Here is a 17,601-nt window from a genome sequence, read left to right as displayed (position 1 = left end):
CAAATACCAAGGTGACATTCACTCCGTCTTTAATAATTCCGCATAATCACTAAAACAATCCTCATGCTCTAGCTGAAATCCACTTTCCCTCATCCGTGTAGCAAAAATCCGTTTACCTGTTTCCTTCGGACTTGCTACAACCAGTTCAGGCAAATTGAGTTGCCGCTGAAACCACTGAATCACTTCATGTAAAGGTAGAGGCTGGTTATTGGTGATAATATAGGACGTTTCTGGATGTTCCACGTGAATCAACTGCACTAAAAACTGGGCCAAATCATCAATATGAATCCGGTTAGACCAGTGAATTTGAGGATAGTTTTGGGTCGTTGCAGCCAGCTTGATCATTCTTGCCACGGACGTGCCATAAATTCCTGTAGGACGGATCACCACACAGCGTTCAGTGAATGCCTGTTGATAGAGTTGCTCCATTTTCCAGAGTAATCGCCCCTGCTCATCTACAGGTTGAATAACAGATTCATCATCAATACGCTCGCCCGCATTTTCACCATAGACCCGGGTTGATGACACCACCACAATTTTTTGCACTGGATGGGACTTTAAGGCTTGAACAATCGGAGCCACTGAATCGACATAAGTCTGTTGATAGCCTTCCACAGAACTTTGTGACGGCGACAATAAAACATAGACCCAATCCACAGGTTCAAGATGAGTCAAATCAAGCTGATGCACATCCTGAATTAGATGATTTGCATAAACATCAGTTTTCGGACTTTGGCTGATTGTGGTAATTTGGTGCCCTTGCTGAAATAATTGTTTAGCAACCCGGGTAGAGGTTTGACCATAACCTATAAATAATATATGCATTAAGCACCTGATGATTTAACTCAAGTTGAGGGGACATGGCTGCAGTCCATCAATTGCAAGGGGTAGGAACTGCCTCTGCTGCACTACTGGAAAAACTGAATATTTTTACGACAGATGATTTGCTGTTTCATCTACCGCGTGATTATGAAGATCGTAGCACGATCATCTCCATGAACCAATTATCCGTGGGGCGTAGCTATTTGCTGGAAGGTATTGTGAAAGGGGTTGATTTTCCACCAGGTAAGCGTAAATCCATGGCCATACAGCTCCAGGATGATTTTGGCAAAGTCACCTTGCGTTTTTACCATGTCTATAAAGCCCTGACCGATCGAGCTAAAGTCGGCAACCGCTTGCGCATTTTTGGTGAAGTTCGTGTCGGTGCACGTGGTCTGGAACTGTATCATCCTGAAATTCAACTGATTACCGAACATACCCCCCTACCGAAAACCCAGCTTACTGCCATTTATCCAGCAACAGAAGGCTTAACTCAGCCCAAGCTGCGTGAATATGTTAAACAGGCACTAAAACAGCATAGTGATGAGCTGCCTGAATTATTGCCAGAAAAATTCACCAATGGTTATGCGCTAAAACAGGCACTGCAATATATTCATGAACCGCCACTGAATGCCAATATGCTACAGCTGGCGCAAGGTTCTCATCCGGCCCAGCAGCGGCTGATTTTTGAAGAGCTGGTGGCCCATCAGATCAGTCTGCTCTCACGGCGTGCCTATATCCAGCAGATTGCCGCCCCCTCTTTTAGCCCAAGTAAAAATTTTGCCAAGCAGTTATTGGCTGGCTTGCCTTTTGAAATGACCGGTGCACAGAAACGGGTCTCCAAAGAAATTGTGCAGGACTTAAAACAGAACAAGCCGATGCTGCGTCTGGTTCAGGGCGATGTCGGTGCTGGTAAAACACTGGTGGCTGGCGTTGCTGCCTGTCATGCACTGGAAGAAGGCTGGCAAGTGGCATTGATGGCACCGACGGAAATCCTGGCGGAACAGCATTATCTGAACTTTAAAAAATGGTTTGAGCCTTTAGGTCTGAATGTATCCTGGCTTTCAGGCAAACAGAAAGGCAAAGCTCGTGCAGCAGCTGAGCAAACCATTAAACAAGGCACAGCCAATCTGGTGGTAGGTACTCATGCCCTGTTTCAGGAAAATGTCGAATTTGCCAAACTCGGTCTGGTGATTATTGATGAGCAGCATCGCTTTGGGGTTGATCAACGGCTGGCACTACGCAATAAAGGGGTGAACAACACTACCCCGCATCAACTGGTGATGACTGCCACTCCTATTCCACGCACGCTCGCCATGTCCGCGTATGGTGATCTGGACACCTCGGTGATTGACGAACTGCCACCCGGCCGCACCCCGATTCAGACTGTGACCATTCCTTTAGATCGCCGCGAAGAAGTGCTGCAGCGTATTGCCACTAATTGTGCCGAAGGCAAACAGGCTTACTGGGTCTGCACGTTGGTAGAACAGTCGGAAACGCTGGATGCCCAAGCGGCAGAAGAGACTTATCAGGAAATTAAAGAACGCTTTCCTCAGCTCAACATTGGCTTAGTACATGGCAAGATGAAAGCCGATGAAAAGCAGGCTGTAATGCATCAGTTTAAAGACAATCAGCTGCAACTTTTGATTGCCACTACGGTCATTGAGGTTGGCGTGGATGTACCAAACGCCTCCATCATGGTAATTGAAAATGCCGAACGTTTGGGACTTTCACAGTTACATCAGTTACGCGGTCGGGTCGGTCGTGGTGCGACTGCCAGTTTCTGTGCCTTGCTGTATAAAAATCCGCTTTCGCAAAATGGACAGGAACGGCTGCGCATTATGCGTGAAACCAATGACGGTTTTATCATTGCCGAAAAGGATCTGGAAATTCGCGGGCCGGGTGAATTGCTCGGCACAAAACAAACCGGGGACATGGGCTTTCGGGTCGCCAAGTTAGAACGTGATGATCATTTGCTGAATCAGGCACATTATGTCGCGCAGCAAATCTTAAAAGACTATCCAGACAATGCAGAAGCCCTGTTAAAACGCTGGTTACCTGAAGCCCCTCGCTATGCCTATGTATAAAAATAATGTAAGACACCTATAAAATAACAGGCTGAATCGGTTATTTATTATCGTATAAGTGGCATGGATGCTGCCGATCTTGAAACCACCAATAAACTGTGCAAAATAAAGTTAAATAAAAAGAAGAAGAAAACATGCTGCAATTGATTCACCCCTTACTGCACAAAGCCATGCAGAGCCTTTTCCCCTGTGTACTTTGTGGCATAGACCAGCAACGTCATCATTCAGTCTGTACAGATTGCTGGCAACAATTGCCCTGGTTGAAACAGACCATCCGACGACAGGAAATGGAGATTCAGGTGGCCTGTCATTATGCCTATCCGATGGATCGCATCATTCAAAAATTCAAATATGAACAACAGCTGCACTTTCAAAATCTGCTTGCTGGCTCACTTATCGGTCTCAAACTTCCCAAAATCCAAGCCATTGTCCCGATGCCCATTTCCCATCAGCGTTTGGCAGAACGGGGGTATAACCAGTCTTTGGTGCTTGCGAAACTCCTGGCAAAACAGCTGAATATTCCAGTCTGGCAACCGGTTGCACGACTGGCCCAACATTCGCAAAAAGGCTTGAGTCGGATCGAACGGCTGGATCAGATTGACCAGCAGTTTGTGATTGCCACAAAGACCCGTGTGCGTTACCGCAAAGTGCTGATGCTGGATGATGTAGTCACGACTGGCAGTTCGCTACATGCTTTAAAACAGAAACTTGAAGCATTAGGCTGTCAAAAAGTTTATGCAGCCTGTATTGCCAGTGCAGAGATTTAATCTTTGGAAAGGACATACGGATCTCCCCCTTATCTCCCAGAGAGGTGTCGGCTCATCCTTGAGGGAAGAATCCTTTTACCAGTCAGGACATCATGCTTTCTGTTAAAAACCGCTTCACCCATGGCATGACAATTTCAGTCGTCAGCGGTGCCATTGGGGTTGTCCTATCCTCTAAATCGACCCATTTCATCTCGGCAATTTCTGCGGCAATTTTCGGTGCGTGATCTAAAGTCACATAATACAGATAACTCACTAACTGATGATCCGGCTCGTTGGCAGTTGCAGTTTCAAAACGACCGATGAATTGCTCAATCGAGGCCCGACAGCCTATTTCTTCCTGAATTTCACGCAGCATGGTGTTTTCGGGTGGCTCATGGGGTTCAAGCTTGCCACCCACCTGCATAAAGCAGGACGTGTTACGTTTACGCACCACTAACAGTTGCTGTTGATCATTTAAAATAATGGCCGCTGCCACAGTAATGATATTCATGCATGTTTCACCAAAATTTCTTGATCAGCCATTCCCCATTTCGGTTGTGGCGCTCGAAAAGCATCAAATTGTTGCAAAATCTCTTCAATGGAATCCGAAGCAATCATACTGTCTGAAAAACGTGGCTGGGTAAAACCTTTTACTGTGGTCAACTGAATAAATTTTAGCAAATCATCGTAAAATCCGGCCACATTTAAAAATGCACAGGGCTTTAAATGAATACCGAGCTGTGACCAGGTCCATTGCTCAAAAATCTCTTCCAGCGTACCTGCACCACCCGGCAAGGCAATAAAGGCATCAGAAAGTTCCGACATCCTGGTTTTACGTTCATGCATATTGGCCACCACATGCAATTCGGTTAAATGCGGATGAGCCAGCTCATGATCCACCAACACCCTTGGGATTACCCCAATGACTTTACCACCTGCCTGTAAAGCACTATCGGCCACCATACCCATCAAGCCAGAACGGCCACCGCCATAGACCAGCGTTTTACCTTGCCGTGCAAGGGTTTGTCCCACTTTTTGTGCGGTATCTAAAAAAATCGAATCGGTACCTAAAGCTGAGCCACAAAAAATTGCGATCGATTTCGTCATTGTTTCAGCCTGTTTTGCAGATGTCATATTAATAAAGTAAATTTTCAGGAGATTTTTTAATAAAAAAGCGATTGAATCAGTGTTTTTATTCAATTCCTTGTCTAAAATACACCCATCAATTCACCTATACTGCGCAGGGAAAAGACAGCATGCTTGAAGCCTTTTACGCCACAGAGCGCGGTAGTTTGGAAGATGCCACCATCAATGGTGGTTTTGATCTCCACCCGGATTTAGTGTGGATCGATCTCATTGCCCCATCACAAGAAGAACAACAATGGGTCTTAGATGCTTATGAGCAAAATTTACCGACGCTAAAATCTTTGGAAGATATTTCTTCATCGGCACGATTTTACCGTGATGATGATGGTATTTTACATATCAGCACCTACTTTTTGACGAAAAATAAAAATTTTCAGGTCGATGGCGAAACCGATGACAACTCGAGCATTTTGGCAACCGTGCAAACGGTAGCCTTTATTTTGCATAAACAACACCTGTTTACCCTGCGCGGTGAAAAACTGGTGGCCTTTCGCGCTTTCCGTGCCCGTGCCCGCCGCAATGACTATGAGATTGACTATAAAGACCCGACCTGGGTCTTGCTTGGTTTGCTAGAAGCCAAACTGGATGAACTTGCGGATATCCTGGAAGATATCCACAAGGATCTGGAAAAGTACTCTACCGAAGTGCTCAATAACCGCCATCGTGAACAGATTCTCGATCTGGATGACATGATTACCCGTCTGGCACAATTGGAAGACATACTTGGAAAAGCACAATTGTGTTTAATCGATTTGCGCCGTGTCCTGACTTTCCTGTCCCGTCCACGTGCGTTGGGCAGTCATATTTATGATGCCGATATTCGGGAACTGAGCGAAGACGTTCGATCTCTGGTCGAACATGATGCCTTCCTGTTCCAGAAGGTTCGGTTCTTGCTGGACACCACCTCAGGATTCATTAATACCGAACAGAACGATACCATCCGTCGCTTCTCGATCTTGCCAAGCATGCTCGCACCACCCATGCTGGTTGCCAGTGTGTATGGGATGAATACTGATGTACTGCCCTTTGCACGAGGAACCACCAGCTTTATTATGGTCAGTATTATTTTAGCGGCTTTCTTTATTGGACCGCTGGCCTATTTCCGCTGGAAGAAATGGATTTGATGGGTTTATATTCTCCCTCCTTTTAGGAGGGAGTTAGAGGGAGGTCTTCTTGTAAAGTCCATTGAATTTGATCGCTCACCAATGCTACTTTACTCGTCATCATCTAGCTACATAAAGAATTCTAAATGCGTAACCCTCACCCTACCCCTCTCCCAAAGAGAGAGGGAAAAATAAAGACAATAAAAAAGCACCTTCCGGTGCTTTTTTATTGGTTTAGCCAATCAGCTGCAGATCATCTTGCAAATGACAGGCCTGAATGATTTTCATCATTTTCTCAGGGACTGCTTTAAATTGCAGACCCTGAGCTTTCGGGGTCTGACGCAACCAGCGCACCAGTACTGCCAGTGCCAGCGTACTGCCCTGTTCCAGCTCTGCCAGATTGACCACCACCGGAAACTGATGCTGCGATTGAATCAGTTTCAAACCTTGCTGGTAATAGTCCTCTGCATTGGCATAATCTATTTTGCCGGAAACCTGCAATTCCTGATGAATGAATTGAATCACTGAACACCCTTCCCGGTTATTTTTTATTTACAGATGCATCTGGTTGGAAGTTCGCAATAGCTTTATCGATATTGCCACCATTACGTTTTACCGTTGCAGCAAACTGATTACGGAACTGTAAACCTAAATCAATACCCGCTACATTGATATTACGCACTTTCCATTGATTGCCTTTATCCACCAACTGGAAAGATACCGGAGTTTTTTCACCTTTGTTGTTGAAATCAATCGTGACCACAGGATTTTTGCTATTGGTTTCTTTATATGGACGCAGGCTATAAGTCTGGTTGGTATATTTAGCAAACGCTGTACCGTAATTTTCGATTAAAGTTTCACGAAAATTGTGTTCAAACTTGGCACGCTGAGCAGCCGTACTATACTGATTGGTCGCATAAGTTCCCATCACCAGACGGGTAAAGGCTTGTGAATCAATATAAGGGTCAAGGTTTTGACGCACAATCACTTTCACTGCAGCAGGATTATTTTGCAATTTTGCCTGATCCGCTTTTAAACGGCTAATCAGACCATCCGCCACTTTTTTTACAAAAGCTGGTGGCGTTTCAGCTGGTTGTGCAAAAGCAGTACTCGCCATCATTGTTGATAAAACACTTATGCCAAGTGTATGTTTAAGTAAGGTATTCACTAAATTCTCCTCTCCAAATTATTCAACAAATGAAGTTTGTGCATCTTCTGTTGATTCAGTTGATGCTTTTTCTTCCGCCGCTTTCGCTGATGACTTGCCTGCACCACCAGTAATGAACTTGCTGATCAGATCTTCAAGATCCATGGTGCCTTGGGTATTGGCAATGCTTTCACCACGTTTGATATAGTTCAGGCCGCCACCTGGTACCACTTTCAAATATTTTTCACCCAATAAGCCATTGGTGGCTACCATAATATAAGCATCTTCATCAATACTGGTGATGGAGTTCATGTTAGCAACAAGTTGCTTTTCCATTTCTTTTTGTTTCGCAGGATCCGCTTCGCTGTATTCTGTGCTATAGCGCAATTCTTCCAAAGCATTGGCTTGAACCTTTTTCAGCTGTTCTTTGTTGAAAGACGTTAACTTGCCATCCAGCTCGAAATACACCGTTGCCAAACGCGATACCGGATCAAGGGTAATATCGGTAACACGACCAATGGTGACACCACTCATGGTCACTTTGGCACGCGGTTTCAGACCGTTCACATTGTCAAAACTCGCAGTCATGTTATAGCTGTCACGCAGGTTGGTTCCCATCAGGCCACTGACTTTCATGGCCAAGAAAAATAACGCAATACCGGTAAGAATGACAAAAATACCTACGGCCAGCTCACTTGCACGTGATTTCATTAAACACCTCCAAACATGACCGCAGTCAACACAAAATCAGAACCCAAAACACACAATGAGGAATACACTACTGTTCGCGTAGTTGATGTTGCAATTCCTTCTGACGTTGGCACACAGGCATAACCCTGATAGACCGCAATCCAGGTACAAAGCAATGCAAAAACCAGGCTTTTAATAATGGTGCCATTGAAAATATCTTTATAGAACTGCACGCTATTTTGCATGCCACTCCAGAAAGAACCTTCATCTACCCCTAAGAAATCGACGCCGACCATTTTACCGCCCATGATGCCGATGGCACCAAAAATAATCGATAACATCGGCAGACTGACAATACCAGCCCATAAACGCGGGGAAACAATACGCTTTAGCGGATCGACCCCAATCATTTCCATACTGGCCAGCTGCTCTGTGGCTTTCATCAGGCCAATTTCAGCCGTTAAAGCTGAACCGGCACGCCCTGCAAACAGCAATGCCGCCACTACAGGAGCCAGCTCTCTTAATAAGGTTAAAGACACCATGGTGCCCAGCATGGCTTCTGAGCCGATATTGACCAAAATGGAATAGCCTTGTAAGCCCAGTACCAAACCAATAAATAAACCCGATACGGCAATAATCAATAAAGACATCACACCAATACGGTACATTTGGTAAATAAACAGCTTAACCCCGAGCCAGGTCGGCATGGAAAACAGGATTTGCAGCAACATCTGGGTTGCCACCCCTATCCCCTGAACACGTTCAATGACGCGTCTACCTAATGAGGCAATAGCATTCATGAACGCACCTCATCACTTAAATAAGCCGTATGGCTAAACTGATAATCGACAGGACCTTCAGCAGCACCGGTTAAGAACTGACGGACAAATGCCGATTCATGCTGCATTAATTCAGCCGGCGTGCCTTCACCCTGAATAATCCCTTCCGCGATAATATAGATGTAATCGGCAATGGATAGGGTTTCTCCCACATCGTGCGACACAATAATCGTGGTTAAATCCAGTGCTTCACGCAAGGTACGAATTAAACGTGCAAGCACCCCTTTTACAATCGGATCTTGGCCGGCAAAAGGTTCATCGTACATGATCAGTTCCGGATCCAGCGCAATGGCGCGAGCCAGGGCCACACGACGGTTCATCCCGCCTGACAGCTCTGAAGGCATCAGCTTTTCAGTACCACGTAAGCCTACCGCTTCCAGTTTGAGTGCTACCAGCTCGGCAATCAGATGTTCCGAAAGTTGCGTATGTGCACGTAACGGAAAAGCCACGTTTTCATAGACGCTCATATCGGTAAACAGTGCACCACTTTGGAACAGCATACCCATACGCGCACGTGCAGCAAATAATTCCTGACGTGACATATCTGCAATACTTTTGCCATCCAACAGAATTTCACCATGCTCAGGCGTCAACTGACCACCAATCAGACGCAGCAAAGTGGTTTTTCCCGTACCTGAAGGCCCCATAATCGCGGTAATCTGGCCACGCCGAATTTTTAAACTGACATTATCGAAAATGACACGTTTCCCTCGTTTAAAACTCAAATCATGGACTTCAATCCAAGATTGAGCTTGCTGAGGTATTTGATTATTCATAGCTGAGGGTTTTCCTGCATTTTTTCAGCATGCATACTATAAAGGATTCGGGTTTAAAATGTTACCTTTAGATAAAAAGCAACAGATTTACCATAATTTTTTAATTATTTAATTGTGGTGCAATTATTTTAACAAACAGGATACTGTGTTACAGAAAGCTATTATAGATATAGTATGCAATATTGATGAGTAATAAAATTAAACCAATATAAGGCATAATCACCTCTTGATTAAAATTCCAAACATAATAATTAGATTCATTATTCATATTTAACAGAATCAAGATAAACCATGATTCAGTATACATTTCTATTCAACAAGATCAAAGATTAATCCCATAAAAAAACCGGTGTTTCCACCGGTTTTTTACTACCCAAATCTAACGTTATTAGTCGTTAAATTTGCGACGTGGGCGATCTTCACCAAAACTACGTTTAGGACGATCTTCACCGAAAGAACGCTTAGGACGATCATCACCAAACGAACGTTGTGGACGATCACCGAAACTGCGTTGTGGACGGTCACCATTGAATTCGCGACGTGGACGATCACCTGCTGGTTTATAGTCTACGCGATTACCACGGTTGTCATCGTTAGAACGAGGACGGTCGCCAAAACCACCTTCACGACGTGGAGCTGGACGATCACCGAAATCACGCTTCGGACGGTCATCAAAAGAACGTTGTGGACGGTCGCCAAAACCACCTTCACGACGTGGACGATCTTCACCACCAAAGCTACGTTGTGGGCGGTCGCCATTATATTCGCGACGTGGACGATCTTCACCGCCAAAGCTGCGTTGTGGACGGTCACCGAAACTACCTTCACGGCGTGGACGGTCGCTATTGAATTCACGACGTGGACGATCTTCTCCACCGAATGCTGGACGTTCGCCACGTGGTTTGTCATCGTAGCTGCGACGTGGACGATCATCACCGCCTTCACGACGTTTGAAGTTACTTTCGCCTTCAAAACGTGCACGACCACCGCCATCACGACCGCCAAAACCGCCACGACCACGACTACCGCCATCACGACCGCCACGACCACGACCGCCGCCATCACGACTACCGCGTGCAGGAGGTGGAGATGGCTCAAGACCTTCAATTTCAGAAACGTTTAAACGTGCTTCAAGGAAGTCTTCTAGCGCACGAATTTTACCGCGTTCACGGTAAGTCGCTAAAGTAATTGCTTTACCAGTACGACCGGCACGGCCAGTACGACCAATACGGTGTACATAGTCTTCGTTCTTCATTGGAAGACCGAAGTTAATTACGTGAGAAATGGTTGGTACGTCAAGACCACGTGCAGCAACGTCAGTTGCAACCAAGATCTTAGCACGGCCTTCACGGATGCTACGTAAACGACGGTTACGAACAGTTTGTGGCATAGCACCATGAAGTGCTACAACTGATAGACCTGCTTCAGCAAGTTCTTCAGCCAACATATCTGTGTCTTCTTGAGTTGACGCAAATACGACTGCTTGATCAACGTCTTCTTCGTTTAACCAGTGAGTAAGCAGTTTTTTCTTATGTTCGAAACCGTCAGTCCAATGCAAAGTCTGAGTAATATCAGTATTTGTAGAGTGACCAGTTTCAATCGAAATACGCATCGGATCATTCATCATGCGTTCTGCAAGTGTAATGATACGTGGAGCAAATGTCGCAGAGAACATAAGTGTTTGCTTACGGTTTGCAGCCAAGTCACCAATGGCTTCTAGGTCTTCAGAGAAACCTAGGTCAAGCATACGGTCAGCTTCATCGACAATTAACGAATCCACTTTATCCAGTTTAATTTGACGACGGTTAACCAAGTCAAGTAAACGACCTGGAGTCGCTACAACCACTTGTGCGCCTTTTAACTGCTGGATTTGTTTACCAAAAGGCATACCACCCATGATTGCAGCTACACGTACGCCTTTCATATGGCGAACCAAGGCAATCGCATCCTGACATACTTGCTGTGCAAGCTCACGTGTCGGAGAAATTACCAAAATAGATGGTTGAGTAATTGCTTTCATACGTTCTTTAAACGGTACGAAAGTATCTTGATTTGCAAGTGCATTCAAAGTTGGAAGCAAGAATGCAGCTGTTTTACCAGAACCGGTTTGGCTTGATACTAAAAGGTCTTTACCTTCAAGCGCAGCAGGAATCGCTTGTTCTTGTACAGGAGTTGGCGTAGTAAAGCCTAAACCTTCAAGAGCCTGTGTTAATGACTCATCGAGGGAAAAATCAGCAAAAGTTTTGCTCATAGAGAGTATTCACCCTGAAATGGGTGCTCCATTTAATAAATTACAATATGGACATCGGCAAAAAGCGGCACAGCAATTAGAGCTGAAAAAATAAGGATTCAGCAGCGATCCGAATAACGACGATGTGGATATAACGCACGCATGATTACGGCCGCAAACCTGAAGGAATCGCTTAAGCGATTGGGGCGCGAAGGATATGTCCTCTCTATGGACAGCACGCGCATACAATGATTAGAAGATAATGTTCAGGTAAAGAACGGAAATTTAAGTGCGTAGCGGCATAATAACAGAACCATTTAAAAAAGTAATCATTTTTTTCGATCAAATGATGCATACATACTGTTTTTTTCAGTAACAGTCTATTTTACAACTCAATTTTGTTTAATTTTTAAACAGTTAATATTGTAACGCTTTATCTGGATAAAAATGCGGGCAAATAGACGCTATCCGGCATTTTCATTGAATCAGGAATTTAATGCAGAAATAAAAAAAGCCCTCACAAGGAGAGCTTTTTTGTCATGTCACTCGATTCAATCGATCTTACTTCGCTGCGTCACCCCAAGCCGGAACAACAGCTTGCATTAAAGGCTTAAGCATTTTCATAGAGCAAGCAAGTACTTGACCATTTTCCATAGAATCGGCACCACCACGTGCATCCACTACAGTACCACCCGCTTCTTTCACGATTAACTCGCCTGCAGCGATATCCCAAGGTTTCAGACCCAGTTCAAAATAACCATCCAAACGGCCTGCAGCAACATAAGCCAAATCTAATGCAGCAGAACCTGCACGACGGTATTGTGCACCCGCTTCAGTTACGTTTAATAATGACTCAAAATGGTTTTTTGCATAAGAGATCACTTCACCGTTACGTTTAGCACGGTAAGCATGACCTACTGCAAGGAAAGTATTTTGCAGACTGTCTTTGACATTTACGCGAATACGGCGTTGATTCAACATGGCACCGCGACCACGACTAGCAGAGAATAACTCGTCTTTCACAGGGTCATAAATCACGCCGTGTTGAGTCACACCTTTGTGCTGAACAGCAATAGAAATACAGAAATGCGGGAAACCGTTAATGAAGTTTAAAGTTCCATCAAGCGGGTCGATCACCCAGCACCATTCGGCGTCGTGACCTTTACCTTCTTGCAGACCAAACTCTTCACCAAGGAAGCTGTGGTTTTTATAGCTTTTACGTAGCGTATCGATAGTCAATTGTTCCAAATAACGGTCTACACGCGTTACCGGACCATCAATCCCTTTTTCTTCGACTTGTAGATCGAGTTTATGACGATTTTGATGCGCTTTTAAAAGCTCTTGACCAACTAATTGAGCCGCACGCGCAGCCATCACCACCATAGGTTCCATTGAACACCCACTACAAATTTGAAGATATTGATAAAGAATAATGCATAAAAGCCCTCACATTTTAACAAATACGAGGGCTTTTAGGGAAAAAATGTTTCTAAAATTTTTTAAGATTGATCAGGACACCGACTGCACAAGCTTTGACCAGGCCAATTCAACTGATTTTTCAATTCCTTTGGCATCCAGCCCGGCTTGTTGCAGCATCTGTGCATGTGAAGCCTGATGCATGAAGATGTCTGCCAGCCCCAAATTCAAGATTGGTTTAACAATTTGCGCGTGCGCCAAATACTCGTTTACCGCACTGCCTGCGCCTGCCATCACGGCATGTTCTTCAACAGTGACAAATAGACTGGTTGTCGCAGCCAGCTGTTCAATAATCTGCTCATCCAGCGGTTTAACGAAGCGCATATTCACCACACGCACCCCCACCTCATGACTAGCGGCGAGTGTTTGTGCTGCTTCTACCGCCACACTGACACGGCTACCGAATGCCAGAATGCTGATCTGGTCTTCTTGAGATTCATTAAAACTGGCCACAATTTCTGCTTTACCAATCTCCAAAGCCGTCATTTGTTGCTGAATTTCAACCCCTACACCATTGCCACGCGGGTAACGTACCGCCGCTGGACCATTGTATAAATAAGCGGTATGCAGCATTTGACGACATTCATTTTCATCTTTAGGCGCCATGATCACCATATTAGGTACAGTACGAATAAAGGCATAATCATAAGCCCCGGCATGGGTTGGGCCATCTTCACCCACCAGCCCGGCACGGTCGATACCAAAAGTGACATCCAGATTTTGCAAGGCCACATCATGAATCAGCTGGTCATAACCGCGTTGCAGGAAAGTCGAATAAATCGCTACGACCGGTTTTAAGCCCTCACAGGCCATCCCTGCTGCCAGGGTCACGGCATGCTGTTCGGCAATCGCCACATCAAAAAAGCGTTCCGGGAACTGTTTGGCAAACTGCACCATGCCCGAACCTTCACACATAGCCGGCGTAATCGCCAGCAAACGCTGATCTTGGGCAGCTTCATCACAGAGCCATTGTCCAAACACATCGGAATATTTCGGTGCTGCATTGCTTGAAGATACAGTATTTAATTTACTGATGGCATGGTATTTAATCTGATCGGCTTCTGCTGGTGCAAAACCCTTACCTTTTTTGGTATAGACATGAATTAAACGCGGACCTTTACGTTTTTTTAGGGCATTAAATACCTGTACCAATTGATTGACATCATGGCCGTCAAATGGGCCAAAATAGTCAAAACCAATGGCTTTAAACAGATTATCTGCAGCTTCAGTGGCAGCACAGTGCAAACGGGAATTGTAAGTCCATTCCGGATGCGGCTGGATATATGCATCACCCTCATCAGTAACATTCACCGACTCGCCACGTTCCCAAATGGCAGCCAGATGTTTGGCAAATCCACCGGTACTGCATGAAATAGACATGTCATTGTCATTCAGCACCACGATTAAATCTGCATTATGTGCAACGGCATCATTCATGGCTTCGAAGGCCATACCGGCCGTCATGGCACCATCGCCAATGATCGACACCACTTCACACGGATCATTCTGATAACGGCGTGCCAGTGCCATGCCCAATCCCGCAGAAATGGCTGTTGAAGAATGTCCAACGCCAAAAGTATCGAATATCGATTCTTCACGTGCAGGAAAGGCAGCCAAACCATCTTTGGCACGAATGGTGGTCAACTGTTCACGGCGACCGGTCAAAGCTTTATGCGGATAGGCCTGATGACCCACATCCCAGATCAGACGGTCATGCGGCGTATTAAAACAATAGTGCAAAGCCACAGTGAGTTCGATCACCCCCAGGTTAGCACCAAAGTGTCCACCGCTTTGTCCTGCTGCATACAAAATGTACTGACGTAACTCATCTGCCACTTGTTCTAGTTGGCTGCGCTCGAGCAATCGTAATTGTTGCGGATGATCAATCGCATTCAGTAACGGAGTTACAGGTCGGTGAGTCGGTATTTCTGTATACAACATAAATGGCGAAGCCTTCTAAAGCCTGGCAAATCCTAAGCTAGGTCAATGGGTTTATTCGAGCATAATGATCGAATTGTATCACCTTTAAATCAGCCACATTTCTAGCGATGCAGTTTAGAGGCAAATCTCTACACTGGGTGTTTGTTCATGAGCGAGATTATCCTGAATAATCTTACTATTTATCAACCATTATCGTTCGCTTTATACAAAAAAGAAAATCTTCTGCATAAATTCATCTTTACAATTCAACTAATGTCCAATCATTCAGCTATACTTTAGCTAATTAATAAACTATTTAACGAGTTAAGCAGTGCCCATAGAATTTGTCGCGACTTCAAGATTACCAACCGCTTTTGGTGAATTTAAAATCACGGTATTTCAAGATCCTAAAACGGGTGAAGAACATGTAGCACTGTCTAAAGGTCTGGATATGCCGCCTGTCGGGCCGGTATTGGTGAGAATACATTCTGAGTGTTTAACCGGTGATGCCTTTGCTTCACTGAAATGCGATTGCGGCCCGCAACTGCAAGCCACCCAGAAACTGATTAATGAAGTCGGTCAAGGCGTGATTCTCTATTTACGTCAGGAAGGTCGCGGTATTGGACTAACCAACAAGATTCGTGCCTATGCCCTGCAAGATCAGGGCCACGATACGGTTGATGCCAACTTGATGCTGAACTTGCCCGCGGATGCACGACACTATGACATGTGTACCATCATGCTCGACCATTTACAGGTCAAGCAGGTTAAACTGATTACCAATAACCCTTCAAAGATTCAGGCACTACAAGAACTGGGCATTGATGTGGTGGACCGTGTGCCGCTCACTGTCGGTTTGAATCCTTTTAATGCCGAGTATTTAAAAACCAAGCATGAACGCATGGCGCATATGTATAAGAAAGGCGATTTTTAATATCCTTTTTACAAATCCACTCCGACTTTATACAAATCCACCCCAACCCTCCTTTGCTAAAGGAGGGAGTTGTCTTTTTTAAAAGGGAAGTTTGTAGGGATTTAAATCGTCATCGAAAAAATCCGATTCTCCGGAACGCGGCGTTTTAGGCGTAAATCAAAGGCCATACAGATATTACGAACAAAAGGCTTGCCTTGCTCAGTCACAGTAATGCCCTGCTCATCAATCTGTAATAACTGATCCTGCTGCATTTCTGCAAGTTGCCGCAAAACCTCGGGTAATTCAGGAAATTGCATCTCTTTCGATGCCCAAGATGTAGTAAAAGTACACATCAAGTTCAAGATATGTTTACGGATCATCAGGTCTTCTGTACTCAGCACATGGCCTTTGACCACCGGAATTTCATTTTGCTCCAGACGTGCATAGTAGTCTTCCAGTTTTTTTTCATTTTGTGCAAAGCTGTACCAGCTGTCGCTAATCGAAGAAATACCCAGGCCAATCATCACTTGGGTTTTGGATGCGGTATAGCCCATAAAATTACGATGTAAAGTCCCCTGTTTAAATGACTGGCACATACTGTCTTTTTCTAGAGCAAAATGATCCATACCAATTTCATGATAACCTTGCGCCAGTAACTTATTCTTTCCTTCTTCATAGCACTGGCGTTTTATTTCATCTTTCGGTACATCAGCATCTTTAAAACCACGCTGGCCATTGCCCTTAATCCATGGAACATGGGCATAGCTATAAAACGCCAAACGGTCCGGCCTTAACCGATTGGTTTGATCAATGGTATTCAGCACATCTTGCAAACTCTGAAAAGGCAGACCAAAAACCAGATCATGTGAAATGGACGTATAACCAATTTCACGTGCCCACTCCGTTACACGCTGTACATGTTCAAAAGGCTGCATCCGGTGGATGGCTTTTTGCACCGTTTCATTGTAGTCCTGAACTCCGTAACTGACCCGACGAAAGCCCAGATCATATAAGGCTTGCAGATGTTCACGGGTGGTATTGTTAGGATGCCCTTCAAAACTGAATTCATGCTCGGCAGCCACCTCTGCCTTTGCCAAGATGCCCTGAATTAACTGTTGTAAATGCTCAACCGAAAAGAAGGTCGGTGTGCCGCCGCCCAAATGAATTTCTTTAATTTTCGGCTTTGTTACCAGCAACTGGCAATACAAATCCCATTCTTTCAGCACGGCCTGAATATAAGGCTGTTCCATCTCATGCTTTTTCGTGACACGTTTATGGCAGCCGCAGAAAGTACACAGGCTTTCACAAAATGGCAGATGGATATACAGACTGATGCCTTCACTTGAGTTGGATTCATCAAAGGAACGTTTTAAGCTCTGCTTCCACAGATCAAGCGAAAATGGCTCGGCTTCCCAATACGGCACCGTTGGATAACTGGTATAACGGGGTCCGGGTACATTATATTTTTGAATTAAAGAACGCGTCATCGTTGCTATCCACTCTCTACTGCAACAGCCGGTTATACTTATAACCGAACCCATATTTTGCATCACATATTCAACTCATTTTGCTGGGCTTGCTTATAGAATTCAACCTAGTGATCTAGTCGGGATATTTTTCAGCGATCACTTTGAATCAAAGTCTCAATAAAATTGATGGTGTCTTTTTCAATAAAAAAACGTGCTGCATAAAAGTCCTTAATCTTTTAT

16 protein-coding genes are annotated in these 17,601 nt (G+C 44.8%); 4 read left to right on the top strand and 12 right to left on the bottom strand.

Annotated elements, in window-relative coordinates:
* Nucleotides 1–18: 18 nt before the first annotated feature.
* Nucleotides 19–825 (bottom strand): NAD-dependent epimerase/dehydratase family protein, encoded by an 807-nt coding sequence (locus GTU69_RS04950; RefSeq protein WP_166168701.1) that lies wholly within the window; start codon nt 823–825, stop codon nt 19–21.
* A gap of 35 nt (nt 826–860) precedes the next feature.
* Between GTU69_RS04950 and recG the strand changes: the two genes are divergently transcribed.
* Together recG and GTU69_RS04940 are read left to right on the top strand one after the other, a co-directional pair.
* A complete protein-coding gene (recG, locus tag GTU69_RS04945; RefSeq protein WP_166168699.1) occupies nt 861–2,906 on the top strand; it encodes an ATP-dependent DNA helicase RecG in 2,046 nt (681 codons plus the stop codon).
* Between the two features lie 134 nt (nt 2,907–3,040).
* Nucleotides 3,041–3,673: a phosphoribosyltransferase family protein gene (locus GTU69_RS04940; RefSeq protein WP_166168697.1), complete on the top strand. Its 633-nt coding sequence runs from the start codon at nt 3,041–3,043 to the stop codon at nt 3,671–3,673.
* A gap of 82 nt (nt 3,674–3,755) precedes the next feature.
* On the opposite strand, the gene GTU69_RS04935 is transcribed toward GTU69_RS04940, so the two are convergent.
* Both GTU69_RS04935 and GTU69_RS04930 read right to left on the bottom strand, forming a co-directional pair.
* Nucleotides 3,756–4,163 carry an NUDIX domain-containing protein gene (locus tag GTU69_RS04935; protein WP_166168695.1) on the bottom strand — a complete coding sequence of 136 codons (408 nt, stop codon included), beginning with the start codon at nt 4,161–4,163 and terminating at the stop codon, nt 3,756–3,758.
* On the bottom strand, nt 4,160–4,759 hold the full coding sequence (locus GTU69_RS04930) for a TIGR00730 family Rossman fold protein (protein WP_166168693.1): 600 nt from the start codon (nt 4,757–4,759) through the stop codon (nt 4,160–4,162). The genes GTU69_RS04935 and GTU69_RS04930 overlap by 4 nt, the downstream gene beginning before the upstream one ends.
* Nucleotides 4,760–4,908: 149 nt before the next feature.
* On the opposite strand from GTU69_RS04930, the gene GTU69_RS04925 reads away from it, so the two are divergent.
* A complete protein-coding gene (locus tag GTU69_RS04925; protein ID WP_086195789.1) occupies nt 4,909–5,922 on the top strand; it encodes a CorA family divalent cation transporter in 1,014 nt (337 codons plus the stop codon).
* Nucleotides 5,923–6,135: 213 nt separating this feature from the next.
* Here the strand turns inward: GTU69_RS04925 and GTU69_RS04920 are convergent, their stop codons facing one another.
* From GTU69_RS04920 to dxs, 8 genes are all read right to left on the bottom strand, one after another.
* Entirely contained in the window at nt 6,136–6,426 is a 291-nt protein-coding gene (locus GTU69_RS04920; RefSeq protein WP_086195790.1) for an STAS domain-containing protein, read from the bottom strand.
* Between the two features lie 16 nt (nt 6,427–6,442).
* On the bottom strand, nt 6,443–7,069 hold the full coding sequence (locus tag GTU69_RS04915) for an ABC transporter substrate-binding protein (protein WP_346764440.1): 627 nt from the start codon (nt 7,067–7,069) through the stop codon (nt 6,443–6,445).
* An 18-nt stretch (nt 7,070–7,087) separates the two neighbouring features.
* Nucleotides 7,088–7,759: an outer membrane lipid asymmetry maintenance protein MlaD gene (locus GTU69_RS04910; protein WP_166168691.1), complete on the bottom strand. Its 672-nt coding sequence runs from the start codon at nt 7,757–7,759 to the stop codon at nt 7,088–7,090.
* Nucleotides 7,759–8,538: a lipid asymmetry maintenance ABC transporter permease subunit MlaE gene (gene mlaE / locus GTU69_RS04905; RefSeq protein WP_166168689.1), complete on the bottom strand. Its 780-nt coding sequence runs from the start codon at nt 8,536–8,538 to the stop codon at nt 7,759–7,761. The genes GTU69_RS04910 and mlaE overlap by 1 nt, the downstream gene beginning before the upstream one ends.
* The gene (locus GTU69_RS04900; protein ID WP_086195794.1) at nt 8,535–9,353 is read right to left on the bottom strand and encodes an ABC transporter ATP-binding protein; all 819 of its coding nucleotides are present in this window, start codon (nt 9,351–9,353) and stop codon (nt 8,535–8,537) included. The genes mlaE and GTU69_RS04900 overlap by 4 nt, the downstream gene beginning before the upstream one ends.
* Before the next feature lie 388 nt (nt 9,354–9,741).
* Nucleotides 9,742–11,604 (bottom strand): DEAD/DEAH box helicase, encoded by a 1,863-nt coding sequence (locus tag GTU69_RS04895; protein WP_166168687.1) that lies wholly within the window; start codon nt 11,602–11,604, stop codon nt 9,742–9,744.
* 540 nt (nt 11,605–12,144) lie between these two features.
* Nucleotides 12,145–12,975, bottom strand: coding sequence for an inositol monophosphatase family protein (locus tag GTU69_RS04890; protein WP_166168685.1), 831 nt, complete (start codon nt 12,973–12,975; stop codon nt 12,145–12,147).
* A 117-nt stretch (nt 12,976–13,092) separates the two neighbouring features.
* On the bottom strand, nt 13,093–15,000 hold the full coding sequence (gene dxs, locus GTU69_RS04885; RefSeq protein WP_166168683.1) for a 1-deoxy-D-xylulose-5-phosphate synthase: 1,908 nt from the start codon (nt 14,998–15,000) through the stop codon (nt 13,093–13,095).
* 310 nt (nt 15,001–15,310) lie between these two features.
* Between dxs and ribA the strand changes: the two genes are divergently transcribed.
* Entirely contained in the window at nt 15,311–15,913 is a 603-nt protein-coding gene (gene ribA, locus GTU69_RS04880; protein ID WP_166168681.1) for a GTP cyclohydrolase II, read from the top strand.
* Nucleotides 15,914–16,014: 101 nt separating this feature from the next.
* On the opposite strand, the gene hemN is transcribed toward ribA, so the two are convergent.
* On the bottom strand, nt 16,015–17,379 hold the full coding sequence (hemN, locus tag GTU69_RS04875; protein WP_166168679.1) for an oxygen-independent coproporphyrinogen III oxidase: 1,365 nt from the start codon (nt 17,377–17,379) through the stop codon (nt 16,015–16,017).
* Nucleotides 17,380–17,601 lie beyond the last annotated feature (222 nt).

This window comes from Acinetobacter sp. SA01 (genome assembly GCF_011319235.1).
Lineage (GTDB): Bacteria > Pseudomonadota > Gammaproteobacteria > Pseudomonadales > Moraxellaceae > Acinetobacter.
The sequence above is the reverse complement of the archived record's forward strand: the minus strand, read 5'-3'. Positions and strand labels throughout refer to the sequence as shown.